The organism is Methylomonas sp. EFPC1 (genome assembly GCF_016925515.1).
GTDB lineage: Bacteria > Pseudomonadota > Gammaproteobacteria > Methylococcales > Methylomonadaceae > Methylomonas > Methylomonas defluvii.
The window spans coordinates 3,311,662-3,331,384 of record NZ_CP070494.1 but is presented as its reverse complement, the minus strand read 5'-3'; the positions used below and the strand labels follow the sequence as shown (position 1 = coordinate 3,331,384).

General features: G+C 54.2%; 16 protein-coding genes. 6 read left to right on the top strand and 10 right to left on the bottom strand.

What is annotated here, in order from left to right; all coding sequences use genetic code 11:
• Nucleotides 1-9: 9 nt before the first annotated feature.
• Complete coding sequence (locus tag JWZ98_RS15325; RefSeq protein ID WP_205450753.1) at nucleotides 10-5,130, bottom strand: AAA family ATPase; 5,121 nt, start codon at nucleotides 5,128-5,130, stop codon at nucleotides 10-12.
• A gap of 97 nt (nucleotides 5,131-5,227) precedes the next feature.
• Here JWZ98_RS15325 and JWZ98_RS15320 point away from each other — a divergent pair, with 97 nt between their 5' ends.
• Nucleotides 5,228-5,794, top strand: a complete 567-nt coding sequence (locus JWZ98_RS15320; RefSeq protein ID WP_205450752.1) for a thioredoxin family protein — start codon at nucleotides 5,228-5,230, stop codon at nucleotides 5,792-5,794.
• Nucleotides 5,795-5,930: 136 nt separating this feature from the next.
• Here JWZ98_RS15320 and JWZ98_RS15315 read toward each other — a convergent pair whose 3' ends face one another.
• Entirely contained in the window at nucleotides 5,931-7,511 is a 1,581-nt protein-coding gene (locus tag JWZ98_RS15315) for a PAS domain-containing methyl-accepting chemotaxis protein (protein ID WP_205450751.1), read from the bottom strand.
• Nucleotides 7,512-7,724: 213 nt separating this feature from the next.
• Between JWZ98_RS15315 and JWZ98_RS15310 the strand changes: the two genes are divergently transcribed.
• The 5 genes from JWZ98_RS15310 to JWZ98_RS15290 all read left to right on the top strand — a co-directional run bounded on the left by JWZ98_RS15310 (nucleotide 7,725) and on the right by JWZ98_RS15290 (nucleotide 10,957).
• Nucleotides 7,725-8,762, top strand: coding sequence for a YjgN family protein (locus JWZ98_RS15310; RefSeq protein ID WP_205450750.1), 1,038 nt, complete (start codon nucleotides 7,725-7,727; stop codon nucleotides 8,760-8,762).
• Complete coding sequence (locus tag JWZ98_RS15305; protein WP_205450749.1) at nucleotides 8,763-9,128, top strand: hypothetical protein; 366 nt, start codon at nucleotides 8,763-8,765, stop codon at nucleotides 9,126-9,128.
• A 133-nt stretch (nucleotides 9,129-9,261) separates the two neighbouring features.
• Entirely contained in the window at nucleotides 9,262-9,468 is a 207-nt protein-coding gene (locus JWZ98_RS15300) for a DUF898 family protein (protein WP_275899117.1), read from the top strand.
• On the top strand, nucleotides 9,469-10,482 hold the full coding sequence (locus JWZ98_RS15295; RefSeq protein WP_205450747.1) for a M48 family metallopeptidase: 1,014 nt from the start codon (nucleotides 9,469-9,471) through the stop codon (nucleotides 10,480-10,482).
• A gap of 61 nt (nucleotides 10,483-10,543) precedes the next feature.
• Nucleotides 10,544-10,957: a Dabb family protein gene (locus tag JWZ98_RS15290; RefSeq protein WP_205450746.1), complete on the top strand. Its 414-nt coding sequence runs from the start codon at nucleotides 10,544-10,546 to the stop codon at nucleotides 10,955-10,957.
• A 54-nt stretch (nucleotides 10,958-11,011) separates the two neighbouring features.
• On the opposite strand, the gene JWZ98_RS15285 is transcribed toward JWZ98_RS15290, so the two are convergent.
• The 8 genes from JWZ98_RS15285 to amrB all read right to left on the bottom strand — a co-directional run bounded on the left by JWZ98_RS15285 (nucleotide 11,012) and on the right by amrB (nucleotide 19,643).
• Complete coding sequence (locus tag JWZ98_RS15285) at nucleotides 11,012-11,566, bottom strand: cytochrome b (protein WP_205450745.1); 555 nt, start codon at nucleotides 11,564-11,566, stop codon at nucleotides 11,012-11,014.
• Nucleotides 11,567-11,674: 108 nt separating this feature from the next.
• Nucleotides 11,675-12,304, bottom strand: a complete 630-nt coding sequence (locus JWZ98_RS15280) for a bifunctional 4-hydroxy-2-oxoglutarate aldolase/2-dehydro-3-deoxy-phosphogluconate aldolase (protein WP_171695930.1) — start codon at nucleotides 12,302-12,304, stop codon at nucleotides 11,675-11,677.
• Nucleotides 12,305-12,393: 89 nt separating this feature from the next.
• A complete protein-coding gene (gnd, locus tag JWZ98_RS15275; protein WP_205450744.1) occupies nucleotides 12,394-13,839 on the bottom strand; it encodes a decarboxylating NADP(+)-dependent phosphogluconate dehydrogenase in 1,446 nt (481 codons plus the stop codon).
• Nucleotides 13,840-13,980: 141 nt separating this feature from the next.
• The gene (edd, locus tag JWZ98_RS15270; protein ID WP_205450743.1) at nucleotides 13,981-15,801 is read right to left on the bottom strand and encodes a phosphogluconate dehydratase; all 1,821 of its coding nucleotides are present in this window, start codon (nucleotides 15,799-15,801) and stop codon (nucleotides 13,981-13,983) included.
• A 105-nt stretch (nucleotides 15,802-15,906) separates the two neighbouring features.
• Nucleotides 15,907-16,617, bottom strand: a complete 711-nt coding sequence (gene pgl, locus JWZ98_RS15265) for a 6-phosphogluconolactonase (RefSeq protein ID WP_205450742.1) — start codon at nucleotides 16,615-16,617, stop codon at nucleotides 15,907-15,909.
• Between the two features lie 31 nt (nucleotides 16,618-16,648).
• Nucleotides 16,649-18,115 (bottom strand): glucose-6-phosphate dehydrogenase, encoded by a 1,467-nt coding sequence (gene zwf / locus JWZ98_RS15260; protein ID WP_205450741.1) that lies wholly within the window; start codon nucleotides 18,113-18,115, stop codon nucleotides 16,649-16,651.
• A gap of 204 nt (nucleotides 18,116-18,319) precedes the next feature.
• A complete protein-coding gene (gene amrA / locus JWZ98_RS15255) occupies nucleotides 18,320-18,877 on the bottom strand; it encodes an AmmeMemoRadiSam system protein A (RefSeq protein ID WP_205450740.1) in 558 nt (185 codons plus the stop codon).
• A complete protein-coding gene (gene amrB / locus JWZ98_RS15250) occupies nucleotides 18,864-19,643 on the bottom strand; it encodes an AmmeMemoRadiSam system protein B (RefSeq protein ID WP_205450739.1) in 780 nt (259 codons plus the stop codon). Before amrB ends, amrA begins: the two co-directional genes overlap by 14 nt.
• Nucleotides 19,644-19,723 lie beyond the last annotated feature (80 nt).

Here is a 19,723-nt window from a genome sequence, read left to right as displayed (position 1 = left end):
TAACAAATACTAAATGTGGGGGAATTTTAACCGGATGCGGCAACCTTCGCCAATGCGGCTTTCCACGGCTATCGAGCCATCGGCATCTTGAATCAAGCGGCGGGTGACGGATAAACCCAGGCCGGTGCCTTGGCCGGGCGGTTTGGTGGTAAAGAAAGGGTCGAACATGCGGCCTTGTACTTCGTCGGGGATGCCGGGACCATTGTCTTTTATATTCAACTCTAGCATTTTTTCGGCACAACGAACGCTGATTTCAATTTCGGGTTGCGCAATACCGCTTAGCGCATCGCGGGCATTGATCAATAGATTGATCAGAATCTGTTGCATGCTTTCCGCCGTGCAGGCGAGTTTGGGCAAGTTTTCCGGTATCTCGGTACGGACTTGGATTGCGGTTTTGCGCAATTCGCCTTCCAGCAACAACAAGGTTTGGCCTAAAACTTCCTCTAGCGAGCAACTGCCGGTTGGCGTGGTTTTTTGATGCATAAACACCAGCATATTCGACACAATGTTTTTGATGCGTTGAATTTGCTGTAAGGCTTGCGCCAGTATTTGCTTGGATTTGGCATCTTCCGTGCGGTCCGAGACAAATTCGACGAAGTTCATCACGCCCATCAGCGGATTGTTGATCTCATGGGCCACGCCGCCGACCAGCGTGCCCAGTGCCGACAGCTTTTCCATTTGCAGCATATGATCCTGGTTTTCTTGTAATTGTTTGTAAGCTTGGCGGGTTTGTTCCAGCAAGCGGGCGTTTTCCAACGAAATGGCCGCTTGGGCGGTCAACAGCTCGGTCATGCTGATTTTTTCCGGGGTGAATACGCCTTCGGATAGCCGGTTTTCCAGGTAAAGCAAGCCGATTAATTCGCTTTGCTTGATCACCGGCAAACACAATACCGAGCGTAAGCCAAACGCCACAACCTCGGGCGCATTTTGAAACTCGCCTTCGCTGCAGGCGTCGCTCAGCACGACTTTTTCGTGGGTACGTTGCACGTAATTGACGATGGCGTGGCAGATGCCGCGCACCTTGTTCAAGCTGTAATAGTGTTTGTGTATCGTGCGTTTTTTGCCGACGTGCTGCTCGGCGGCCACCAATAATTCGTCTTGTTGTTTGATCAACAGATAACCGTGCTGGGCTGCGGAGCTTTCCAAGACCACGGCCATGATTTTTTGCATCAATTGTGTCAGATCGATTTCTGCCGATAACGCCAGCGCCGATTTCATCAGATAGCTGATGTCCAGACTAGGTAAGGTGGTGGGAGCGGGCTGAGGTTTGGCTATTCTGGCGCCGGTCTCCGGACTGACGTATTGATGACGTTCCTGCAGCTGGTTGCTTTTCGCATCGGCACGGCATAAGCGGTAGTGGCGGCGCGCTTCGCCGTAATACAGTTCCGCGTCGCCCAAGCGGTGCTTCAGCAACAGATCTGCCAGCGTTTCGTATATATGGCCGGTCAGCAGGCCATAGTTCTGCGCCAGTGACAAGGCAATGGCATCCATGTACAGATTGCGCGCTTCGCGGTATTGGCCCTGCTGTCTGGCAAGCTCGGCATGGACAAACATTAGGTAGGGTTTCAGCAAGGGACCAAGTTGCCCCCACACTTCCAGTTGCGCAAGCAAGGGCGCAATTTCGGCATCGATTCGCGCCGCATCCATTTCCGAGCGCAGCAAGTTCAAGATCCGAAAGGCGTACCAAAGACGTTTCAAAACATTGTCGGTTAAGCCGTGCAAATAGTTTTCCACGGCTTTCAGCGATATTGCCGCCGCACCATAGTCGCCCAGGTAATATTGGGCAAAACCCAGTAATGCGAAGTAACTGCCGGTAGCGGCCACATAGTTATTGGCCTGCCAGTCCGCCAGCGTGGTTTGCATATCGAGCGGGCGGTAATCGGGCTTCATCGGCAATACCCAGCCGGCCAGCACCGCCTGGGCCAGACCTATTGAAAACGACAACTGGTTTTTGCGGGAAAATTGCAGACATTCATCGGCGGCTTCCTCGACCCAGCGCAGGTTTTTACCCTGGGCCATTAGATTCCACATCAGCGGGCCGTAGGACAGGCCGGCGTTGTAGAGATCGCCGCAGTTCTTGCCGGACTGAATGGCCTTGTGCGCGTAATCGACAATATCGGCCGGGTGGCTGCGCGAGTGCATATTGCACCAAACGATGCCGTTCATGCCTCGGGTAGCGCCAAAGGTGTTGGGGTATTTGGCGCACAAATCGTGAGCCAAATCCTGGTATCGAAACGCCTGGTCGAATTTGCCCTGTTCGCCCAGATTGAGGCCCATGATGGAAAACGAATAAATCACCGATTCGTCCATGCCGCCTTCCAGGCAGTGCAGGGTGGATTGGGCGGCGGATAAATACAGCTGCGGCACCAGACCGCACATGTACAAATCCGGAATCAACTCGCTATAAAAAGCCAGTTCGATTTTGCTTTGCCGCTGCTGGGTAAACGGCATGTTCAGGATTTTTTGCCAGACATCGTCTTGCTGGTCAATGATCAGCATCAGACTTTCCATGCGTTGCCGGGCTTGTTCGGGGTCGTCGGGAATGGATTTGTTGAAATACGCCAAGCCACGGTTGGCCGTGGCGATAGCTTGCTTAAAGTTGCCGAATGAGGACAGGGATGTAGTCTGATCGGCCAACGCCTCGGCCTTATCCAGGTCGCTGACCGCATGCTCGATCAGCCGGTTCAGCAAGGCTTCCGAGCTGTCGTAGCGACCGCACATCAAATCGGTTTTCGCCAAGCGTTGATAAATCCGAAACGTCAGCGCGTAAGCCGTTTCCCAACAATCCGGCGGCAAATAATGGTGGGCCTTCAGGAAAAATTCGTTGGCGGCATCCCCGGCCAGCGCATCCAGGGCTTTATTGCCGGCATTGAAGTTGATATTCACCAGCCAGTAGGCGGTTTCTTCGTCCAGATCATTCGGGCAACCTTGATTGAGATGAGCGGCGATGGTGAATAAATTGTCGAGGCTGACCAGCTCGGCTCCCGGCGGCACCACCGACAGCAAGCGATTGCCGATCCGCCAATGGATGCCGGGGCGCGCCGCGGCGGCAACTTGCTGCAATACCGCTTCCTGTACCCGGTCATGGACAAATTGCAGGTCGGCTTTATTTTCCAGTATCAGGCCCATGCTTAATACCGGTTTTAAGTCCTCGAACAGTCGCTCAATGGGCTTGTCCAGCACCAGCCCGACATCCTCCGCTGTGAAGCGATTACCCATACAGGCGCAATGATAAAGAATATCCAAAGTCTGGTTGGGCAATTTACGCACTTTGGCGCTGAACAGTTCCACCACGCTGGCCGGCATTTGCGTGTCGCGGATGCGGTTCATATCCCATTGCCAGTGTTGATTGGCGTCGATGCTGAGTAAACCTTCGTTGTACAACCAGGCCAGACTTTCACTGACGAATAAGGGGTTGCCTTCGGTCAGATGGGCGATAAAGTCGGCCAAATTGGCGGTGGCATTCAGCGACGAATCCAGAATGTAGGCAACCATTTCGTGGCAATCGGCGTCGCTGAGTTCGGTCAAATGGATCTCGGCCAGTGGGCCGGCGTTTTCTCGCACGCTACGGATGAGTTTGGTCAAAGGATGACCACTATCGACTTCGTTATGCCGATACGCGCCCAGCAAAAATAGATAGGGGTGTTCACGGTGATTGGCGAACAGGTTTTGCAAAAAATCGAAGGTGGCGCTGTCGCACCATTGCAGATCGTCGATGAATAACACCAAGGGATTGTCCTCGCTGGCCAGGCAAGCCAGGAAGCGGCCGAACAAATTGTTGAAACGGTTACGCGCTTCCACCGGCGGCAAGGGCTGTACTTCGGCTTGCGGGCCGATGATGAATTCCAGCTCCGGCACCACATCAATGATCGCTCCGCCGGCATTGTCCAGCGCGTCGAGAATTTTTGCGGACCAATCATGCACTTGGGCATCGCTTTCGGTCAGAAAGGTGCGTATCAGGTTGCGCAAGGCCTGAATCAGCGAACTGTAGGGAATATTTTTTTGGTACTGATCGAACTTGCCGGAGCTGAAATAACCGCGATTTTTCACCAGTGGTTTTTGGAGTTCCTGAATCAGCCGGGTTTTGCCGATGCCGGATAGGCCGGAAATTAGCACCGAACGAAACCGGCCTTGGGTCACCTCGCTGTAATCCTGGCGAATGAGCTCGGCTTCGCTTTGGCGGCCGACCATTTTCGAAATGAAAACCACCCGGCGGCTGCGGTCGTGTTGGCCTATGCCAAAATTCGATACGCTGCCGGTGGTTTCGTGTTCTTTTTGGCAGCGCAGCAAATCGGCCAACAAACCTGAAGCACTTTGATAACGTTTTTCCGGTTGCTTCAAAATCAGTTTGGCGATGATTTCGCTCAGGGTGTTGGGGATGCCCGGACTAATGTCGTGGATTTTGATGGCTTCCTCGGCCAGATGCGAGTGAATCAGTTCCAGTGGATCGTCGGAAAAAAACGGCAGTCGGCCGGTCAGCAGTTCGTAAAACACGATACCCAGCGAATATAAATCGGTGGAGAAATCGACCCGGTAGTTGATGCGCCCGGTTTGCTCCGGCGAGGTATAGGCTAGGGTGTTGCGGACGAATTCCGGATCGTAAATGAAATGACTGACATCGCGGATGTCCAGCGGCGTGATGAAGTCGGTCAGGCGCAAATTCAAGCTGCCGGATTGCACCAGAATATTGTGCGGTTTGATGCCGCCATGGGTAATGCCGGCATCGTGCACCGATTGCAGGGTGTCGGCCAAGGAGCAGGCCAATGTAAAAAAATCGCTCAGATTCACCGCCTGTTGTTGAGCGATCCATACATTCAACGGTTGGCCGTTGAACCAAGGCTGGACGATGAATTGATCGCCGTCGTTGGATTCCAAAGCCAAGGGCGTGCAGACGCGCGGGTCGTGCAATACTTTCAGGCGTTCGATTTTTTGCCGCAGATGCCGGGATTGGTCGTCCCAACTGGACAACAATTTCAGGCATTTAACCACCAGAGGGTATTCCGGCACATGTTTGTGATAGCCCTTATAAACCGTGGCTTGCAGGCTTTCGCCGAGTTTGTCGGTCAGCACATAGCTGTCCAGTTGCGGAGCGTTTTGAAGCGGAACGGTTCGGGTGCTTATATCGATCATGCGCTGGCGAGTGGGAAAGTTAAGGCGATTTTCGCGGCAGTTCCGGGGGCGGGCTGTTTTATAATTCTAGTCTTGTTTTGACTCAACAGGATTAGCCATGGCCGCGACAGCCTCCACTATGCTGCCTCTGGGCAGTATCGCCCCGGACTTTTGTTTGCCGGACACCGTGACCGGCCGCGAGTATGCTTTGCAGGACTTGAAAGGCGAACGCGGCACTTTGATTTTGTTTATCTGCAACCACTGCCCGTATGTGTTGCACGTCAAAGAGCAATTGATCGCCATTGCCCGGCAATACGCGGCCTCAGGCATTTCGACGGTGGCGATCAGTGCCAATGACATCGAAAACTATCCGCAGGATGCGCCGGATAAAATGCAGCAGATGATGGCAGACTGGGGACATCCTTTTGCCGCGTATTTGTACGACGAATCGCAGGCGGTGGCCAAAGCCTACCAGGCAGCCTGCACCCCGGATATTTATCTGTTCGATGCCGATTTGGTGTGCGTTTATCGGGGCCGCCTGGATGGCGCCACGCCGAAGAACGATGTGCCGGTTACCGGCGAAGATTTGCGCAATGCCCTGGATAACTTACTGGCGGGAAAGCCTGTCGATACGATACAAATTCCCAGCATCGGCTGTAACATCAAATGGAAACTTGCGGAGTAAATGCCGGTAATCCGCAATCCGTTGTCACTTCGGTAAAAACCGCCGCTCAGGTTTTTGAACTTTTCTGGCGGCGGCTTGCGCAGGGGTGTATTCAGGCTGACAAATCATTGCCCCCAGTCTTCGGCACGGTGCGTTTTTAGCGTGGTACGTCGTCGAATTGCTCAACCAACATATCCAGCTCTTTGCTGAGTGCCGAGACACCGCCGCTGGCCGTACTGGCATGAACCGCATGCTCTGTGGTTTGTCGCGATAAGCTGCCGACGGCTTCTACCGTTCTGGAAATTTCTTCGGAAACAATATGTTGCTGTTCAGCGGCGCTGGCGATCTGCACGATCATGTCGTTAATGATATTGACCGACAGTGTGGTTTGTTGCAGCGATTCGGTGGAGTTTTTTCCGTGTTCCGCGCCGGTTGCCGCCATTTCCCTGACTTTAGCCATTTCCTGTACGGCGTTATTGACGCCGGAGCGCAGGCCGTCGATCATTTTATGGATTTCCTCCGTGGATTTTTGCGTGCGTCCGGCCAAGGTTCTGACTTCGTCGGCCACGACGGCAAATCCCCGGCCTTGTTCGCCGGCGCGCGCTGCTTCGATGGCGGCATTCAGCGCCAACAGGTTAGTTTGCTCGGCAATCCCTTGAATCACATCAAGGACGCCGCCGATTTTCTTGCTGTGATCGGCCACAATTTTAATGACTGTTTCGGCTTGGCCGACCGCGACCACTAAGCGGTCTATCATTTGGATGGTATTGTTGACCCGCGAAAGCGTTTCTTGCGATTGCCGATTGACATCATTGGCGGCTTGAGCGGCGTTGGCGGCGCTGCGGGCGACCTCGCTGACGGTGGCGCTCATTTGGTGTATCGCCGAGGCAATCTGTTCAATTTCCGCCAGCTGTCTATCCATCGCTGCGCTAACTTGGCTGACTGCCTGGTAGCTCGTATCGGCTTTACCTGCCAAGGGTTCTGTGGCTTGAGTTAGACGGCGTATGATGGTTCGGGATTTGGCTTTTAACAGCTTCACCGCCAACAGTAATTGTCCAACTTCGCCGCCATCGGCGGTGTAAATCTGCTGCATCACCGGATTGTCGATCACCCGGCGCGCTTCCGCCGCTGCGTCTTTTAAAGGTTGTAATACAAGCCAAACCCAGGCATAACCGACCGCTAAGGGGCCGGCGAAGATTGCTGTCGCTACGCCAAAACTGCACGTTTCGCTCAGATAAAGGTTGATGGCGGTGATTAATTGAATCACTGCAAAACCGCCGGTCAGTTTGCCGGACAAACCGATGCGGCTCAAAGGCGAATCGATATTTTTGCCGTGGTTCAGCTTTTCGTAGACAGTATTGGCGCGGGTCACGCAGGTCACGTCCGGTTTAACCCGCACCGATTCGTAACCGACAATCTTGCTATTTTCGAAGCGCGGGGTGACAAAAGCATCCACCCAGTAATGGTCGCCGTTTTTACAGCGATTTTTGACAATTCCCATCCATGGCCGGCCGCTCTTCACGGTTTGCCACAAATCGGCGAATGCGGCGGACGGCATGTCGGGATGGCGAACGATGTTATGGCTCTGGTTTAACAGCTCTGCCTCGCTAAAGCCGCTAGTGTTTAAAAAATCTTGGTTAACATAATTGATCTTGCCGGCGGGGTCTGTCCCGGAGGTGATGGTAGCCGAAGCTGAGTAAATCAATTCACGTTGGGTAACGGGTAGGTTTTTTCTCATTTTTGTACCGGGTCGGCAGAAATAGAAAGGTAAGTTCCCACGCAAGCGCTGGCTGACTGGTCTGCACCGCTTTTGTCGAGGAAGTATAAAAGGCTTTACGGCGATTGCAAAAGCCGGCCCCTGACTAGCGTGTGTTATGTGCAGGCCGTTTTTATTGTTAGATAGCGGCGATGCACTATGCTTGCAACGGAAAAACCTAAAATGAGGATGGAAATGGCAGAATATCAATCACGGCAGTTGCAATTCAGCGGCAGCGGTGGCGAGTATTTCCGGATTTGGATCGTCAATGTCTGCTTGAGTATCGTCACCTTGGGCGTTTACTCAGCCTGGGCCAAAGTCAAACGTAACCAATATTTTTACCGCCACACTACCTTAGCCGGTGCGGGTTTTGACTACCACGGCGATCCCAAGGCGATCTTGAAAGGACGCATCGTCGCTTTTCTATTGTTTGCTGGTTATACCCTGGTCGGTGAATTCGATCAGCTTGCAGGCGTGGCAATTTTGCTGGTGATCGTATCTGTGATGCCCTGGCTGTTGATGCGTTCGCTCCGCTTTAGAATGCATAACACCAGTTACCGAGGCTTACGTTTTGCGTTTCATGGCAGCACCGGCGCGGCGTACTTCAATTTTCTGCTATTGCCGGTATTATCGGCGTTGACTCTGGGGTTGCTCTGGCCGCTGGCGCAACAGCGCATGGCCCGTTACGCACGGGAAAACAGCACGTACGGTAATGAGTTTTTTAAATTCTTTGCCGGCATTGGCGCCTACTACCGCATCTATCTGATGACGATATTCATAGGTGTGCTGGTGTTTGCCGGCCTGATGGTCAGCGTTATGTTGCTGGGTAGCAAGGAGCTGATTCCGGTCGAGGCTGAGCAATTAGTCGCGATGAGTGTATTGGTCGCCGCGATAGGCACCTATTTGGCCTTGTTTTTACTGGCTTATCCCTATGTCGCGGCGCGTCTGCAGAACTTAGTCTGGAATAGCACGCAATTGGGTCCGCACGGGTTTCAGGCCCAGCTTCAAGCGAGGGAGATGCTGGGTATTATGTTTAGCAACGTCCTGTTGACTTTGCTGACCTTTGGGCTGTACAAGCCGTTTGCTGATATTCGTTTGGCGCGCTATCGCATCGAGCGCGTCGCATTATTGCCACGCGGCAGCATCGACGAGTTTGTGGCCGGTTTGCAGACTAATAGGTCTGTCGCCGGCGAGGAAATGGCCGAGATGTTTGATTTCGATATTGCCTTGTAAATGTTGCTTACGGCCGTTTACTACGACGGGCGGCAAGCCCGGCCGCATCCCGTTACCCTCTGTGTTGAGGGCGACAAGCTGTTGTTGCAGGGCCGGGAGATTGTGCGGCGCGAAAATTTAGCCAGTCTGAAAATTCCGCCGCCGCTCGGCAGCACGCCGCGCCTGATTTTGTTCGCCGATGGCGGCCGTTGTGAAGTGGCAGATCGACAAGGTTTTGCCGAGATGTTGCCGGATAGAGCACTGGCCGGTATGGAAAATAGCTGGTGGTATGCGTTGGCAGTGTTGTTGTTAACTTTGAGTCTGCTTGTCGCGTTGTATTTGTTTGCTCTGCAGCATCTGACTCTGCACATCATGTGGATGCGATGAGTGTTTTTGGGGTACTTATTTGGCCTTGTTTTTACTGGCCTATCCCTGCGTCGCGGCGCGTTCGCAGAACTTAGTCAGAAATAACACGCAATTTGGACCGCTTGGTTTTTAGGCCCGGTTTGTGGCGCGGGAGATGGTGGGTATTATGTTTGGTAATGTACTGTGGACTTTGGGCTTGTACAAGCAGTTTGCCGCTATTCGCTTGGTGCTGTATCGCATCGAGCGCGTCGCATTATTGCCACGCGGCAGCATCGACGAGTTTGTGGCCGGTTTGCAGACTAATACGTCTGCCGCCGGCGAGGAAATGGCCGAGATGTTTGATTTCGATATTGCCTTGTAAATGTTGCTTACGGCCGTTTACTACGACGGGCGGCAAGCCCGGCCGCACCCTGTTACCCTCTGCTTAGAGGGTGACAAATTATTGTTGCAGGGCAGGGACATTGTCCGCCGCGAAGATTTAGCCAGTCTGAAAATTCCGCCACCGCTCGGCAGCACGCCGCGCCTGATTCTGTTCGCCGACGGCGGCCGTTGCGAAGTCGCCGACCGGCAAGGCTTTGCCGAGATGTTGCAGGATGCAGGTAGTAGCGCGGTAGCGGGTATGGAAAATAGTTGGTGGTATGCGTTGGCGGCGCTGCTGTTAACTTTGAGCCTGCTCGTTGTTGCGTATTTGTTTGGATTACCTTATGCGGCGCGGGCGGCGGCGGACCAAGTGCCGGTTTATTTGCTGGAACGGATGGATACGCAGTTTTTCGCCAGCCTTGATCAAACCTTATTGAAGCCCAGCACACTATCCGACGAACGTCGGCAAACTATTCAGGATGGCTGGCAGCGCTTGGCTTTGCCGCCGGGTGAGGATAGACCGGCGCATATTGAATTTCGCGCTAGCCCGACATTGGGTGCCAACGCTTTCGCGTTACCGGGCGGCAACGTGCTGCTGCTCGACGACTTAGTGAGTTTGGCGAGTAACGACCAAGAAATTTTGGCGGTGCTGGCCCACGAAATGGGCCATGTCCACGAAAAACATTCCTTGCGGCAGATGCTTCAGGCTTCTGTGGTGGGTTTGGCGATGGCTTGGTACATCGGCGATGTCAGCAGTCTGCTGGCCGTCGCGCCGACCGTATTATTACAAACCCGCTATTCGCGCGATTTCGAACGCCGTGCCGACGCTTTTGCCGCAGAACTGTTGCGCGCCAACGCTATTCCGGTCAGTCGGCTGGCCGATATATTGGAAAAACTGGAGGCCGCCCATCAAACCACAGTACCCAAACAACCTGTAGAATCGGTTGAAGCGCTGGATTATTTATCCAGCCATCCCAATACCGAAGAACGGATCAAACGCTTGCGCGGGCTGTAAAATGCTCGGCAGCCGGAGTATTTTGGCTATCAATTTATAGGTATCAGGAGAACAAAACACCATGAAATGTCTTTATGTCCTCGCGCTGGCGGGGCTGCTGGCAGCCGGCGGAACCGGTTGTGCCTATACTGCCAAACCAGACCAGCAGGCGCAAAATCGCAAAGTGCATCACGTGGTTATCGTTTGGTTGAAACAGGCTGGAGACGAACAGCTGCGCCAACACTATATTCAACAGAGTGCAGGCTTGGCGAAATTGCCGGGCGTGCTGGCTTACGATGTCGGTACACCGGCGGCGATTAAGCGTGGACGCGCGAATGCTGCCTTAGATGAAAGCTATGATGTGGCCGTATCCGGCATTTACGAAAGCCAGCAGGCTTACGAGGCGTTTTTACAGAATCCGGAATATCTGCGTGTGGCGCAACAGGTGCTGCGGCCTTTGGTGGATAAATATAAGATTTACGATTTTATCGAGTAATGACGTTGTGACCAGCCGTTTCCCGGATCTGTAGACAGGAATGGCTGGACAGTATCAGTCTGGCTTCTTCAGCGCCGGCAGCATGTGGCTTAAGGTGTTGTCGCGCTGCACGTAATGATGAAATAGTACCGCCGATACGTGTAAGCCAATCAGGTAATAGCCGATCACACCGCCGGTTTCGTGTATTTCTTTGATCGTCTTGGCCAGTTCCTTGTTTTCGGCGATCAGCGCCGGCAACTCCAGACCAAAGAATGGAATTGTTTTACCGGCCGCGCTTAATGCCAGCCAGCCGGCTATCGGCATTCCCAACATCAATCCATAAAGCAATAGATGCACCAGACGTGCCGCCTGCCGTTGCCAGGCCGGCGGTTCCGGCAATGTGGCCGGTGTGGGGCCGGCCAGACGGAAACCCAGTCTCGGTAACAGCAGCATTAACACCAATAAACCCAGCATAAAATGCAGGGCTTTCATGGTTTCACGCGGGTCGCTGCCTTTGGGGAACAACTCGCGTAGCTCGATACAGGCATATCCGGCTGCTATCACGATGAACGTCAGCCAGTGCAAGGCAATCGTCATCGTGCCATAGCGTTCGTTGGCATGGTTTTGCATCGTTAATTACGCCTTTTTGCCAAGAAAATCATAATACGCCGAATTTGCAATGAGCCGATTTGCCAAACGATGCCCGCGATTGGGTGATTTAAAACCCTAGCGATGGGTTTATTTTTTCAAAGCGGAGGCTTCCGCGGCGCGGCGGGTGATTTCCGCCCAATCGCCGGCATCGACCAGCTCGGACGGTGCCATCCAGGAGCCGCCGACACAGGCCACATTGCTTAGTGCCAGATATTCCACCGCGTTTTTCGGATTGACGCCGCCGGTCGGGCAGAAGGTCACTTGCGGCAGCGGGCCGCCGATGGATTTCAGCATCGGGATGCCGCCCGCCGCTTCGGCCGGGAAAAACTTCATCGCGGTAATGCCCTTGTCCATCAAGCGCATTACTTCGCTGGGAGTGATGACGCCGGGCAAAATCGGCACGCCGGAAGCCAGAGCCGCATCCAGCAAGCTGTCGGTGACGCCTGGACTGACGATAAATTCCGCGCCGGCGTCAATCGCGTTTTTCAGGGTTTGGGTATTAATGATGGTGCCGGCACCGACAATCGCGCCCGGTACTTCGGCTTTGATGCGGCGGATAGCGTCCAGTGCTACGGGCGTCCGTAAGGTGATTTCCAATACTTTCAATCCGCCTTCCACCAACGCGCGCGCCAGCGGCACGGCTTGTTCCAGTTGATTGATTACCATCACCGGCATTACCGGGGAGGTGGTCATGACTTCTTTTATTGATACGGTCATTTGTTATTTTCCTAATGTGAGGGTGCTTGGAAAACCCACGCCGTGAAGCGTGCGTGTTTGACAAAACGACAACGGTCTCGGGGTAAACCCTAAACCGTATAGGTTGTCGATGCGGTTTTGCCGCCGTGTCCGGTCCAGTCGGTATGAAAAAACTCGCCTCGGGGCCGGTCGGTGCGTTCATACGAATGCGCGCCGAAATAGTCTCTTTGCGCTTGCAGCAGATTGGCGGGCAGCCGTTCGGTGCGGTAGCCGTCGAAATAAGCCAAGGCTGACGAGAAGGCCGGCGTTGGGATGCCCAATTGTATGCCCAGTATCACGGCTTGACGCCAGCCCGCTTCGGCTTGCTTCATGGCATCGACGAAGAAGTCGGCCAGCAGCAAGTTTTCCAGATCGGGATTTTGCTGGTAAGCCTGTTTGATGTCGTTCAGGAACTGGCTGCGAATAATACAGCCGCCGCGCCACATCAAGGCAATCTCGCCGTAATTCAGTGCCAGCTGGTATTCCTTGGCGGCTTCGCGCATCAATCTAAAGCCTTGCGCGTAGGAAATGATTTTCGAGGCGTACAAGGCTTGGCGAATCGCCTGAATCATCGCGGCTTTGTCGCCGCTAAAGCTGGTGCTGGTTTTAGGTAAGGCTTTGGCTGCGCGGATGCGCTCGTCTTTTTGTGCGGACAGGCAACGGGCAAAAACCGACTCGCCGATCAAGGTGAGCGGGATACCTAGGTCCAGCGCATTAATGCCGGTCCATTTGCCGGTGCCTTTTTGGCCGGCGGTATCCAGAATGCTGTTCAGCAAGGGTTGGCCGTTGTCTTCTTTGTAAGCCAGGATGTTGGCGGTGATTTCGATCAAATAAGAGCTTAATTCGCCTTGATTCCACTCGGCGAAAATTGCCTGCATTTCATCGGTGCTTAAGTTCAGCCCTTCGGCCAACAATTGATACGCTTCGCAAATGAGCTGCATGTCGCCGTACTCGATGCCGTTATGCACCATTTTTACATAGTGACCGGCGCCGTTATCGCCTACCCATTCGCAGCAAGGGTCGCCGTCGACATGGGCGCTGATGGCTTGAAAAATCGGCTTAACCGCTGGCCAGGCCGCCTTATTGCCGCCGGGCATGATGGAAGGGCCGTGCCGGGCGCCTTCTTCGCCGCCGGATACGCCGGTGCCGACGTAGAGCAGGCCTTTTTCCTGCAAATATTGAGTGCGGCGGTTGGTGTCGGTAAACAGCGAATTGCCGCCGTCGATGATGATGTCGCCGGCTGACAGCAAGGGCAGCAAGTCGTCGACATATTGATCGACGACAGTACCGGCCTTGACCATTAACATCACCTTGCGCGGCGACTCCAGGCTGTTGACCAGCTGTTCCAGAGAATGCGTACCGATGACTTGGGTGTTTTTAGCCGGGCCGTCGAGAAACTCATCGACTTTGCTGGTGGTGCGGTTATACACCGCCACTTTGAAACCGTGGTCGTTCATGTTCAGAACCAAATTCTGTCCCATGACCGCCAAGCCGATTAAACCGATATTTGCTTTCATGTGCTTGCCTACTGTAAACGTTGTCGTTGTGGGGTGATGACACAATGTTGCTTAATTCTGGTTTCAAGAAAGTCGTCCTTCCGTGGAAGGACGGATTTGGCAAAGTGAAACTAAGACGGCATTGCTTAAAACGTGTGAATCTCAGTCCACGAAAAACAGATTGGTCGCTCCGGTTTCCGAGGTCGATGCGTTTGCCCGCATTGCGCCAAACAGTTCGCGACCCATACCAAAATGATGGCCGGTAGCGCTGTTGGCAGTAGGCACGCGGGCATCGAATTCGGCTTGATCCACCAGCACGTTGACTTCCCCGGTTTGGGTGTTTAAGGCAATGATGTCGCCGTCGCGGACCTTGGCCAGCGGGCCGCCGTCTATGCATTCCGGCCACATGTGAATGGCCGACGGTACCTTGCCGGATGCGCCGGACATGCGGCCGTCCGTGACCAATGCGACATGAAAGCCGCGGTCTTGCAATACGCCCAATACCGGCGTCAATTTATGCAATTCCGGCATGCCGTTGGCTTTTGGGCCCTGGAAGCGCAACACCACGATCACGTCTTTTTCCAGTTCGCCGCGTTTGAAGGCAGCCACCACGTCCAGTTGGTCGTCGAACACCATTGCCGGTGCGGTAACCACCTGATGCTTTTCCGCAACGGCGGAAATTTTTGAGACGCCGCGGCCCAGGTTGCCGTGCATTACGTGCAGACCGCCGCCCGCAGCGAAAGGTTGTTCTACGCTGCTAATCACGTCCGGATCCAGCGACACAGCCGGCCCTGCTTCCCAGCTTAGCTTGCCGTCGTTCAGCGTCGGCACTTGGCTGTATTGCGCCATGCCGCGCTGGTCGCCGATGGTCAGAATGTCGCCGTGCAGTAAACCATGCTCGAGCAATTCCTGAATCAGCAAGCCCATGCCGCCGGCAGCTTGGAACTGGTTGACGTCGGCCGGACCGTTCGGGTAAATCTTGGTCAATAACGGAATCGCTTTGGATAGATTATCGAAATCGTCCCAGTTGATGATGATGCCGGCCGCACGGGCGATGGCGATCAAATGGATGGTGTGATTGGTCGAGCCGCCCGTCGCCAGTAAGCCGATAATCGCGTTGATGATGGCTTTTTCGTTGACGACGTGAGCAATCGGCCGGAAGTCGTCACCCAGCGCGGTAAATTTCAACACTTGTTTGGCAGCGGCTTTGGTTAATTCGTCGCGCAGCGGGGTGTAAGGGTTGACGAATGAACTGCCCGGCAAGTGCAGACCCATGATTTCCACCATCATCTGATTGCTGTTGGCGGTGCCGTAAAAGGTGCAGGTGCCGGGGCTGTGGTAGGCCTTGGATTCCGATTCCAGCAGTTCTTTTTCGCCGACTTTGCCTTCGGCGAATTTTTGCCGGGTGCGGGATTTTTCCTTGTTGGAGATGCCGGTAGTCATCGGCCCGGCGGGCACAAAAACCGCAGGCAAGTGGCCGAAACTCAAGGCGCCGATCAGCAAGCCGGGCACGATTTTGTCGCAGACGCCCAAATACAAGGCGGCGTCGAACATGTTATGGCTCAAGCCAATCGCCGTGGATAACGCAATCACGTCGCGGCTGAACAGCGACAATTCCATGCCCGGCATGCCTTGGGTGACGCCGTCGCACATGGCCGGCACGCCGCCGGCGAACTGGGCGACGCCGCCGGCTTCGCGCACTGCTTGTTTGATCAGTTCCGGGTAGTGTTGATACGGTTCGTGTGCCGACAGCATGTCGTTGTAAGCGGAGATAATGCCGACGTTGGCTTTCACGGCATGCGATAGCGCGTCTTTTTCAGCCGCCGAACAGACGGCAAAACCGTGGGCCAGATTCGCGCAAGGCAGATTGGTACGTTGTGGGCCGTTGGCAATGGCGGCGTCGATGCGGGCCAGATAAGCAGCGCGGCTTTCCCGGCTACGTTCCACCACGTCGGCGGTCACTTTTTCTAAAACAGGATGCATAAGCTCTCCAGGGCAGCAGATGGGGTGGTGTCGACGCGCCGAACGGCGTTTTGGAATCGAGAGTGATCGGGTTATGCGCGTCTAACCCACCCTAAATTTAAGCGGCTAAGGTGCCCAGTACAATTCCACCGGCACGTCTTCCTGATTCAATAAGGCCCGAATCGGCATGTCCTCTACCGGGCCCGGTTTCTGGGCGCTGTTGAACACCGCCAACTTATCTTCGCCGGTGAACAAAATCACGATGCGTTCCGACTTTAATAAAGCGTTGCGGGTCAGGGTCAGGCGTTCCGTATTGGGGCCGGTCACTTCGCTCTGAATGGCGGTGATGGCCGCGGTCAGATTTTGATTGTCCTCACTCAATGCGTTGGCCAGACCTTCTGCGTGCGGAAACAGCGAAGCGGTATGACCGTCCGGGCCCATGCCGACGATGCTCAGCGTGAAAGGCTGCGGCAGTTTGGCGTAACGGCCTTCAGCCTCTGCCTGACCTTGTTTTGCCTTGGCAGCCGGGGTTTTCATGCCGATAAACTCAACGTTTTTGGCGTTGTTGATCAGCAGGCTGCGGCGAATTAAAGCTTCGTTGCTGGCGCTGTGTTGATTGTCCACCCAGCGTTCGTCCACCAGCGCCACCTTGATTTTTTTCCAATTCAAATCGGATTTGGACAAAGCTTCATAAAGCGGGGCAGGGGTGCTGCCGCCCGACACCAATAAAGTGGCTTGACCGTGTTTGCTGACGGCTTCGGATAACACATCCTGGCATTCGGCCACCAAGGCGGTAAACAGGTGGTTACGTTGTTCGAAAAAAAATTCTCTAACCATGTTCGTTGTTCTCGTGATGGATACAGATTGATTACTCTTCCCAGGCGCGGCCGTCGCGGGCCAATAATGCCACGGAGGCAATCGGCCCCCAGCTGCCAGCCGGGTAAGATTTTGGAGCGCTGTGGTTTTGCGCCCAGGCGTCTTGGATCGAATCGACCCAGGCCCAGGCTTGTTCGATTTCCTCGCGGCTTAAAAACAGTGTGGTGTTGCCGCGCAGGGCTTCCAGAATCAGTTTTTCGTAGCCGCCGAAAATACTGTTTTTCTTGAAGGTTTCCGAAAAACTCAAGTCCAGCTTGGTTTGTTGCAATTTGATATTACCGTCTATGCCCGGCACTTTGTTCAACATCACTACGTCCACGCCTTCATTGGGCTGCAAATGGATCACCAGTTTATTGGCCGGCAGGTCGCGGAAGCTGTCCTTGAAGATGTTGTGCGGCAATTGCTTGAAGTTGACGACGATTTCCGTACGCTTATTGGGCATGCGCTTGCCGGTGCGCATGTAAAAAGGTACGCCGGCCCAACGCCAATTGTCGATGTCCACCCGAATCGCTACAAAGCTTTCGGTGGTGCTTTCCTTGTTGGCACCGTCCTCTTCCAGGTAACCCGGCACCGCCGCACCTTTGATAAAACCGGCGGTGTATTGGCCGCGCACGGTTTTTTCCTCGACATTGCGTGCGGTAATCGGCCGCAAGGCTTTCAACACCTTGATTTTTTCCATGTGGATGCTTTCCGCTTCCAGATCGGCCGGCGGCTCCATCGCTACAAAGGTCAGAATCTGCAGTAAGTGATTTTGCAGCATGTCGCGCAACTGGCCGGTTTTATCAAAGTATTCCCAGCGGCCTTCGATGCCGATGTCTTCACCCACCGTAATCTGGATATGATCTATGGTGTTGTGGTTCCAATTGGTAGTGAAAATCGAGTTGGCAAAACGCAGGGCCAGCAGATTCAATACCGTCTCTTTGCCCAGGTAGTGGTCGATACGATAGACCTGATCTTCCTGGAAGACTTCTTCGACGACGTCGTTGATCTCCTTGGAAGACTTCAAGTCGTGGCCGATGGGCTTTTCCATCACCATCCGCGATTCGGCGGTCAATACGCCGCAGCTTTGCAAACCCTGGCAGATACTTTTGAATAGAAACGGCGCTACCGCAAAATAGTTGACCATCACCCGCTTTTCCGGATCGACTGCGGCATTCAACTGCAGATATTGCTCCGGTTGAGTCAGGTCGATTTTCAAGTACGATAATCTTTGCGACAGCCGCTCCCAGATTTCCGGGTTTATCTCTTTGTTTAAGAACGATTTCAGGCTGTTATGGGCAATTTGGACGAAGCCTTCACTGGTTTCCTCCAAACGGTCGACGCCGATAATCCGGGTATCGGCTTCCAGCAAATTGGATTTTTCCAGACGATACAACGAAATTAGTAACTTTCGTTTCGATAGGTCACCCAATGCGCCGTAAATCACCAGGTCGCAAGGTTTGTAATTTTGATTTTTCATCAGTGATACTAGGAATGAAGAAGAGGGTTGATCGGCTTTGGCATGTCGATTTCCGCGCGCAAACTAAACGCACGTTGCAGGAAACTCTGAGCCCGGATCAGTCGAAAATGCCGCCATTATAATGTTCGTTGTCGGTTTGGAACAAGATCAAAGGCCGCCAAGGCCGGATTTATAGGGGTTGGCGGCGCACAAAACGCTTGACTGCTAGCCGAACATCTCGGTGGTATAACGATAGGCTTGTATCTTGTCAGACCAATAGGCGGCGGGTAAGCCGGCCTTTTGTTTTAAGTGTTGTAAAAACTCGGTGGGGTTGGGTAAATCTTCCCACACCGAGGGCAGGAAGGTGCCGCGCCGGGCGCTTTCCTGCAAAATGATGCCGTCTATGCCGGGGCGCAGTTGCGCGATCAGATCCGCTTCGGACAAAAATGTCAGTGCTACGGCGGGGCTAAGCACGGAGATATGTAAGTCAAGATCGGCCACTTCACCAGCGGCTAATGGCGGAAAGCGCCGATCCCGGAACGCTGCCGCAAAGGCATTTTCCGCTACATCTTCCGCCAGAGGCCTTACCGCTTCCAGCATGCCGATACAGCCGCGCAATTGGCCACGGCTTTCCAGGGTGACGAAAGTCGCGCGGATTTCGCGTAATTCCTCTGGATAAGCATCCAAATCAACCGGTAACGGCCGACCGGTTTGCAGGCCGTGGGCTATGGATTGCCGGGCTAGTGCCAGCAAGCGATTTTGCGAGGTTTCAGTCAACGACATAGGCACCGTATCCCACCACTTGCTGTTTGTTACCGGCCGTGTCGCCGGAATTACGCAGATCTATGGTTTTAATAGACAGGCCTTTTTGTTTCAGTAGCTTCAACAAGCCGTTGACCGGCACCTTACCGCAGGCGGCCTCACCGCAAATTTCGTTGTATTGCAACTGCTCTATCATTCGGCTAGTCGCTTGGTCCAGGCGTTTGGCGGTGTCGTAGTCGTGATAATGGCTGAGATCGGAGCTGATCACCAGCAAGGTTTCATCGCCGCCCCACAACAGCTCCAGAGTTTGGCTGACTTGTTCGGGACTGGCGTCGCCGGCCACGATGGGGATCAGCGTGAATTGCTGTAAAACCGATTGCAGAAACGGCAGATGCACTTCCAGGCTGTGTTCCAGCGTGTGGGCTTGTTCGATGTATTCCACAAACGGCAAACTCAATAAGGCTTCGATAGCGGCCTTGTCTACCTCGACATCGCCGAGCGGGGTGGTGTAAGCCAGGGTTCTGCTGACTGCCAAGCCGCGAAACGCCACGTGATGCGAAGGGCCGATCAATACCACGCGGGTAATGCTGGCTGCGGCCGGCTTTAAACGGGCGTAAGCGGTAGCGGCTATCGGCCCGGAATAAACGTAGCCGGCATGCGGCACGATCATGGCTTTGGGCGCTTTGCCGGTGGGGCGTACGTCCTGCAAATAGCCGGATACCGCGTCGTGGAGCTGTTGGGGGTGGGCAGGATAAAACCGTCCTGCTACGGCGGGTTTTCTATTCATGCGCTGATCCTTTTTTAAAGTTTTAATACGATCAGAGGCCGGGCGGATAGCGGCGCGTCAAAAAATTGAATACCCCGCCC

What these genes read in the sequence shown, in the direction of transcription:
- JWZ98_RS15320 (WP_205450752.1), top strand. Translation starts at nt 5,228, where the DNA reads ATGGCCGCGACAGCCTCCACTATGCTGCCTCTGGGCAGTATCGCCCCG.
- JWZ98_RS15310 (WP_205450750.1), top strand. Translation starts at nt 7,725, where the DNA reads ATGGCAGAATATCAATCACGGCAGTTGCAATTCAGCGGCAGCGGTGGC.
- edd (WP_205450743.1), bottom strand. Translation starts at nt 15,801, where the DNA reads ATGCATCCTGTTTTAGAAAAAGTGACCGCCGACGTGGTGGAACGTAGC.
- JWZ98_RS15290 (WP_205450746.1), top strand. Translation starts at nt 10,544, where the DNA reads ATGAAATGTCTTTATGTCCTCGCGCTGGCGGGGCTGCTGGCAGCCGGC.
- JWZ98_RS15315 (WP_205450751.1), bottom strand. Translation starts at nt 7,511, where the DNA reads ATGAGAAAAAACCTACCCGTTACCCAACGTGAATTGATTTACTCAGCT.
- JWZ98_RS15295 (WP_205450747.1), top strand. Translation starts at nt 9,469, where the DNA reads ATGTTGCTTACGGCCGTTTACTACGACGGGCGGCAAGCCCGGCCGCAC.
- gnd (WP_205450744.1), bottom strand. Translation starts at nt 13,839, where the DNA reads ATGAAAGCAAATATCGGTTTAATCGGCTTGGCGGTCATGGGACAGAAT.
- amrA (WP_205450740.1), bottom strand. Translation starts at nt 18,877, where the DNA reads ATGTCGTTGACTGAAACCTCGCAAAATCGCTTGCTGGCACTAGCCCGG.
- zwf (WP_205450741.1), bottom strand. Translation starts at nt 18,115, where the DNA reads ATGAAAAATCAAAATTACAAACCTTGCGACCTGGTGATTTACGGCGCA.
- JWZ98_RS15285 (WP_205450745.1), bottom strand. Translation starts at nt 11,566, where the DNA reads ATGCAAAACCATGCCAACGAACGCTATGGCACGATGACGATTGCCTTG.
- JWZ98_RS15280 (WP_171695930.1), bottom strand. Translation starts at nt 12,304, where the DNA reads ATGACCGTATCAATAAAAGAAGTCATGACCACCTCCCCGGTAATGCCG.
- JWZ98_RS15305 (WP_205450749.1), top strand. Translation starts at nt 8,763, where the DNA reads ATGTTGCTTACGGCCGTTTACTACGACGGGCGGCAAGCCCGGCCGCAT.
- pgl (WP_205450742.1), bottom strand. Translation starts at nt 16,617, where the DNA reads ATGGTTAGAGAATTTTTTTTCGAACAACGTAACCACCTGTTTACCGCC.
- JWZ98_RS15325 (WP_205450753.1), bottom strand. Translation starts at nt 5,130, where the DNA reads ATGATCGATATAAGCACCCGAACCGTTCCGCTTCAAAACGCTCCGCAA.
- amrB (WP_205450739.1), bottom strand. Translation starts at nt 19,643, where the DNA reads ATGAATAGAAAACCCGCCGTAGCAGGACGGTTTTATCCTGCCCACCCC.
- JWZ98_RS15300 (WP_275899117.1), top strand. Translation starts at nt 9,262, where the DNA reads ATGGTGGGTATTATGTTTGGTAATGTACTGTGGACTTTGGGCTTGTAC.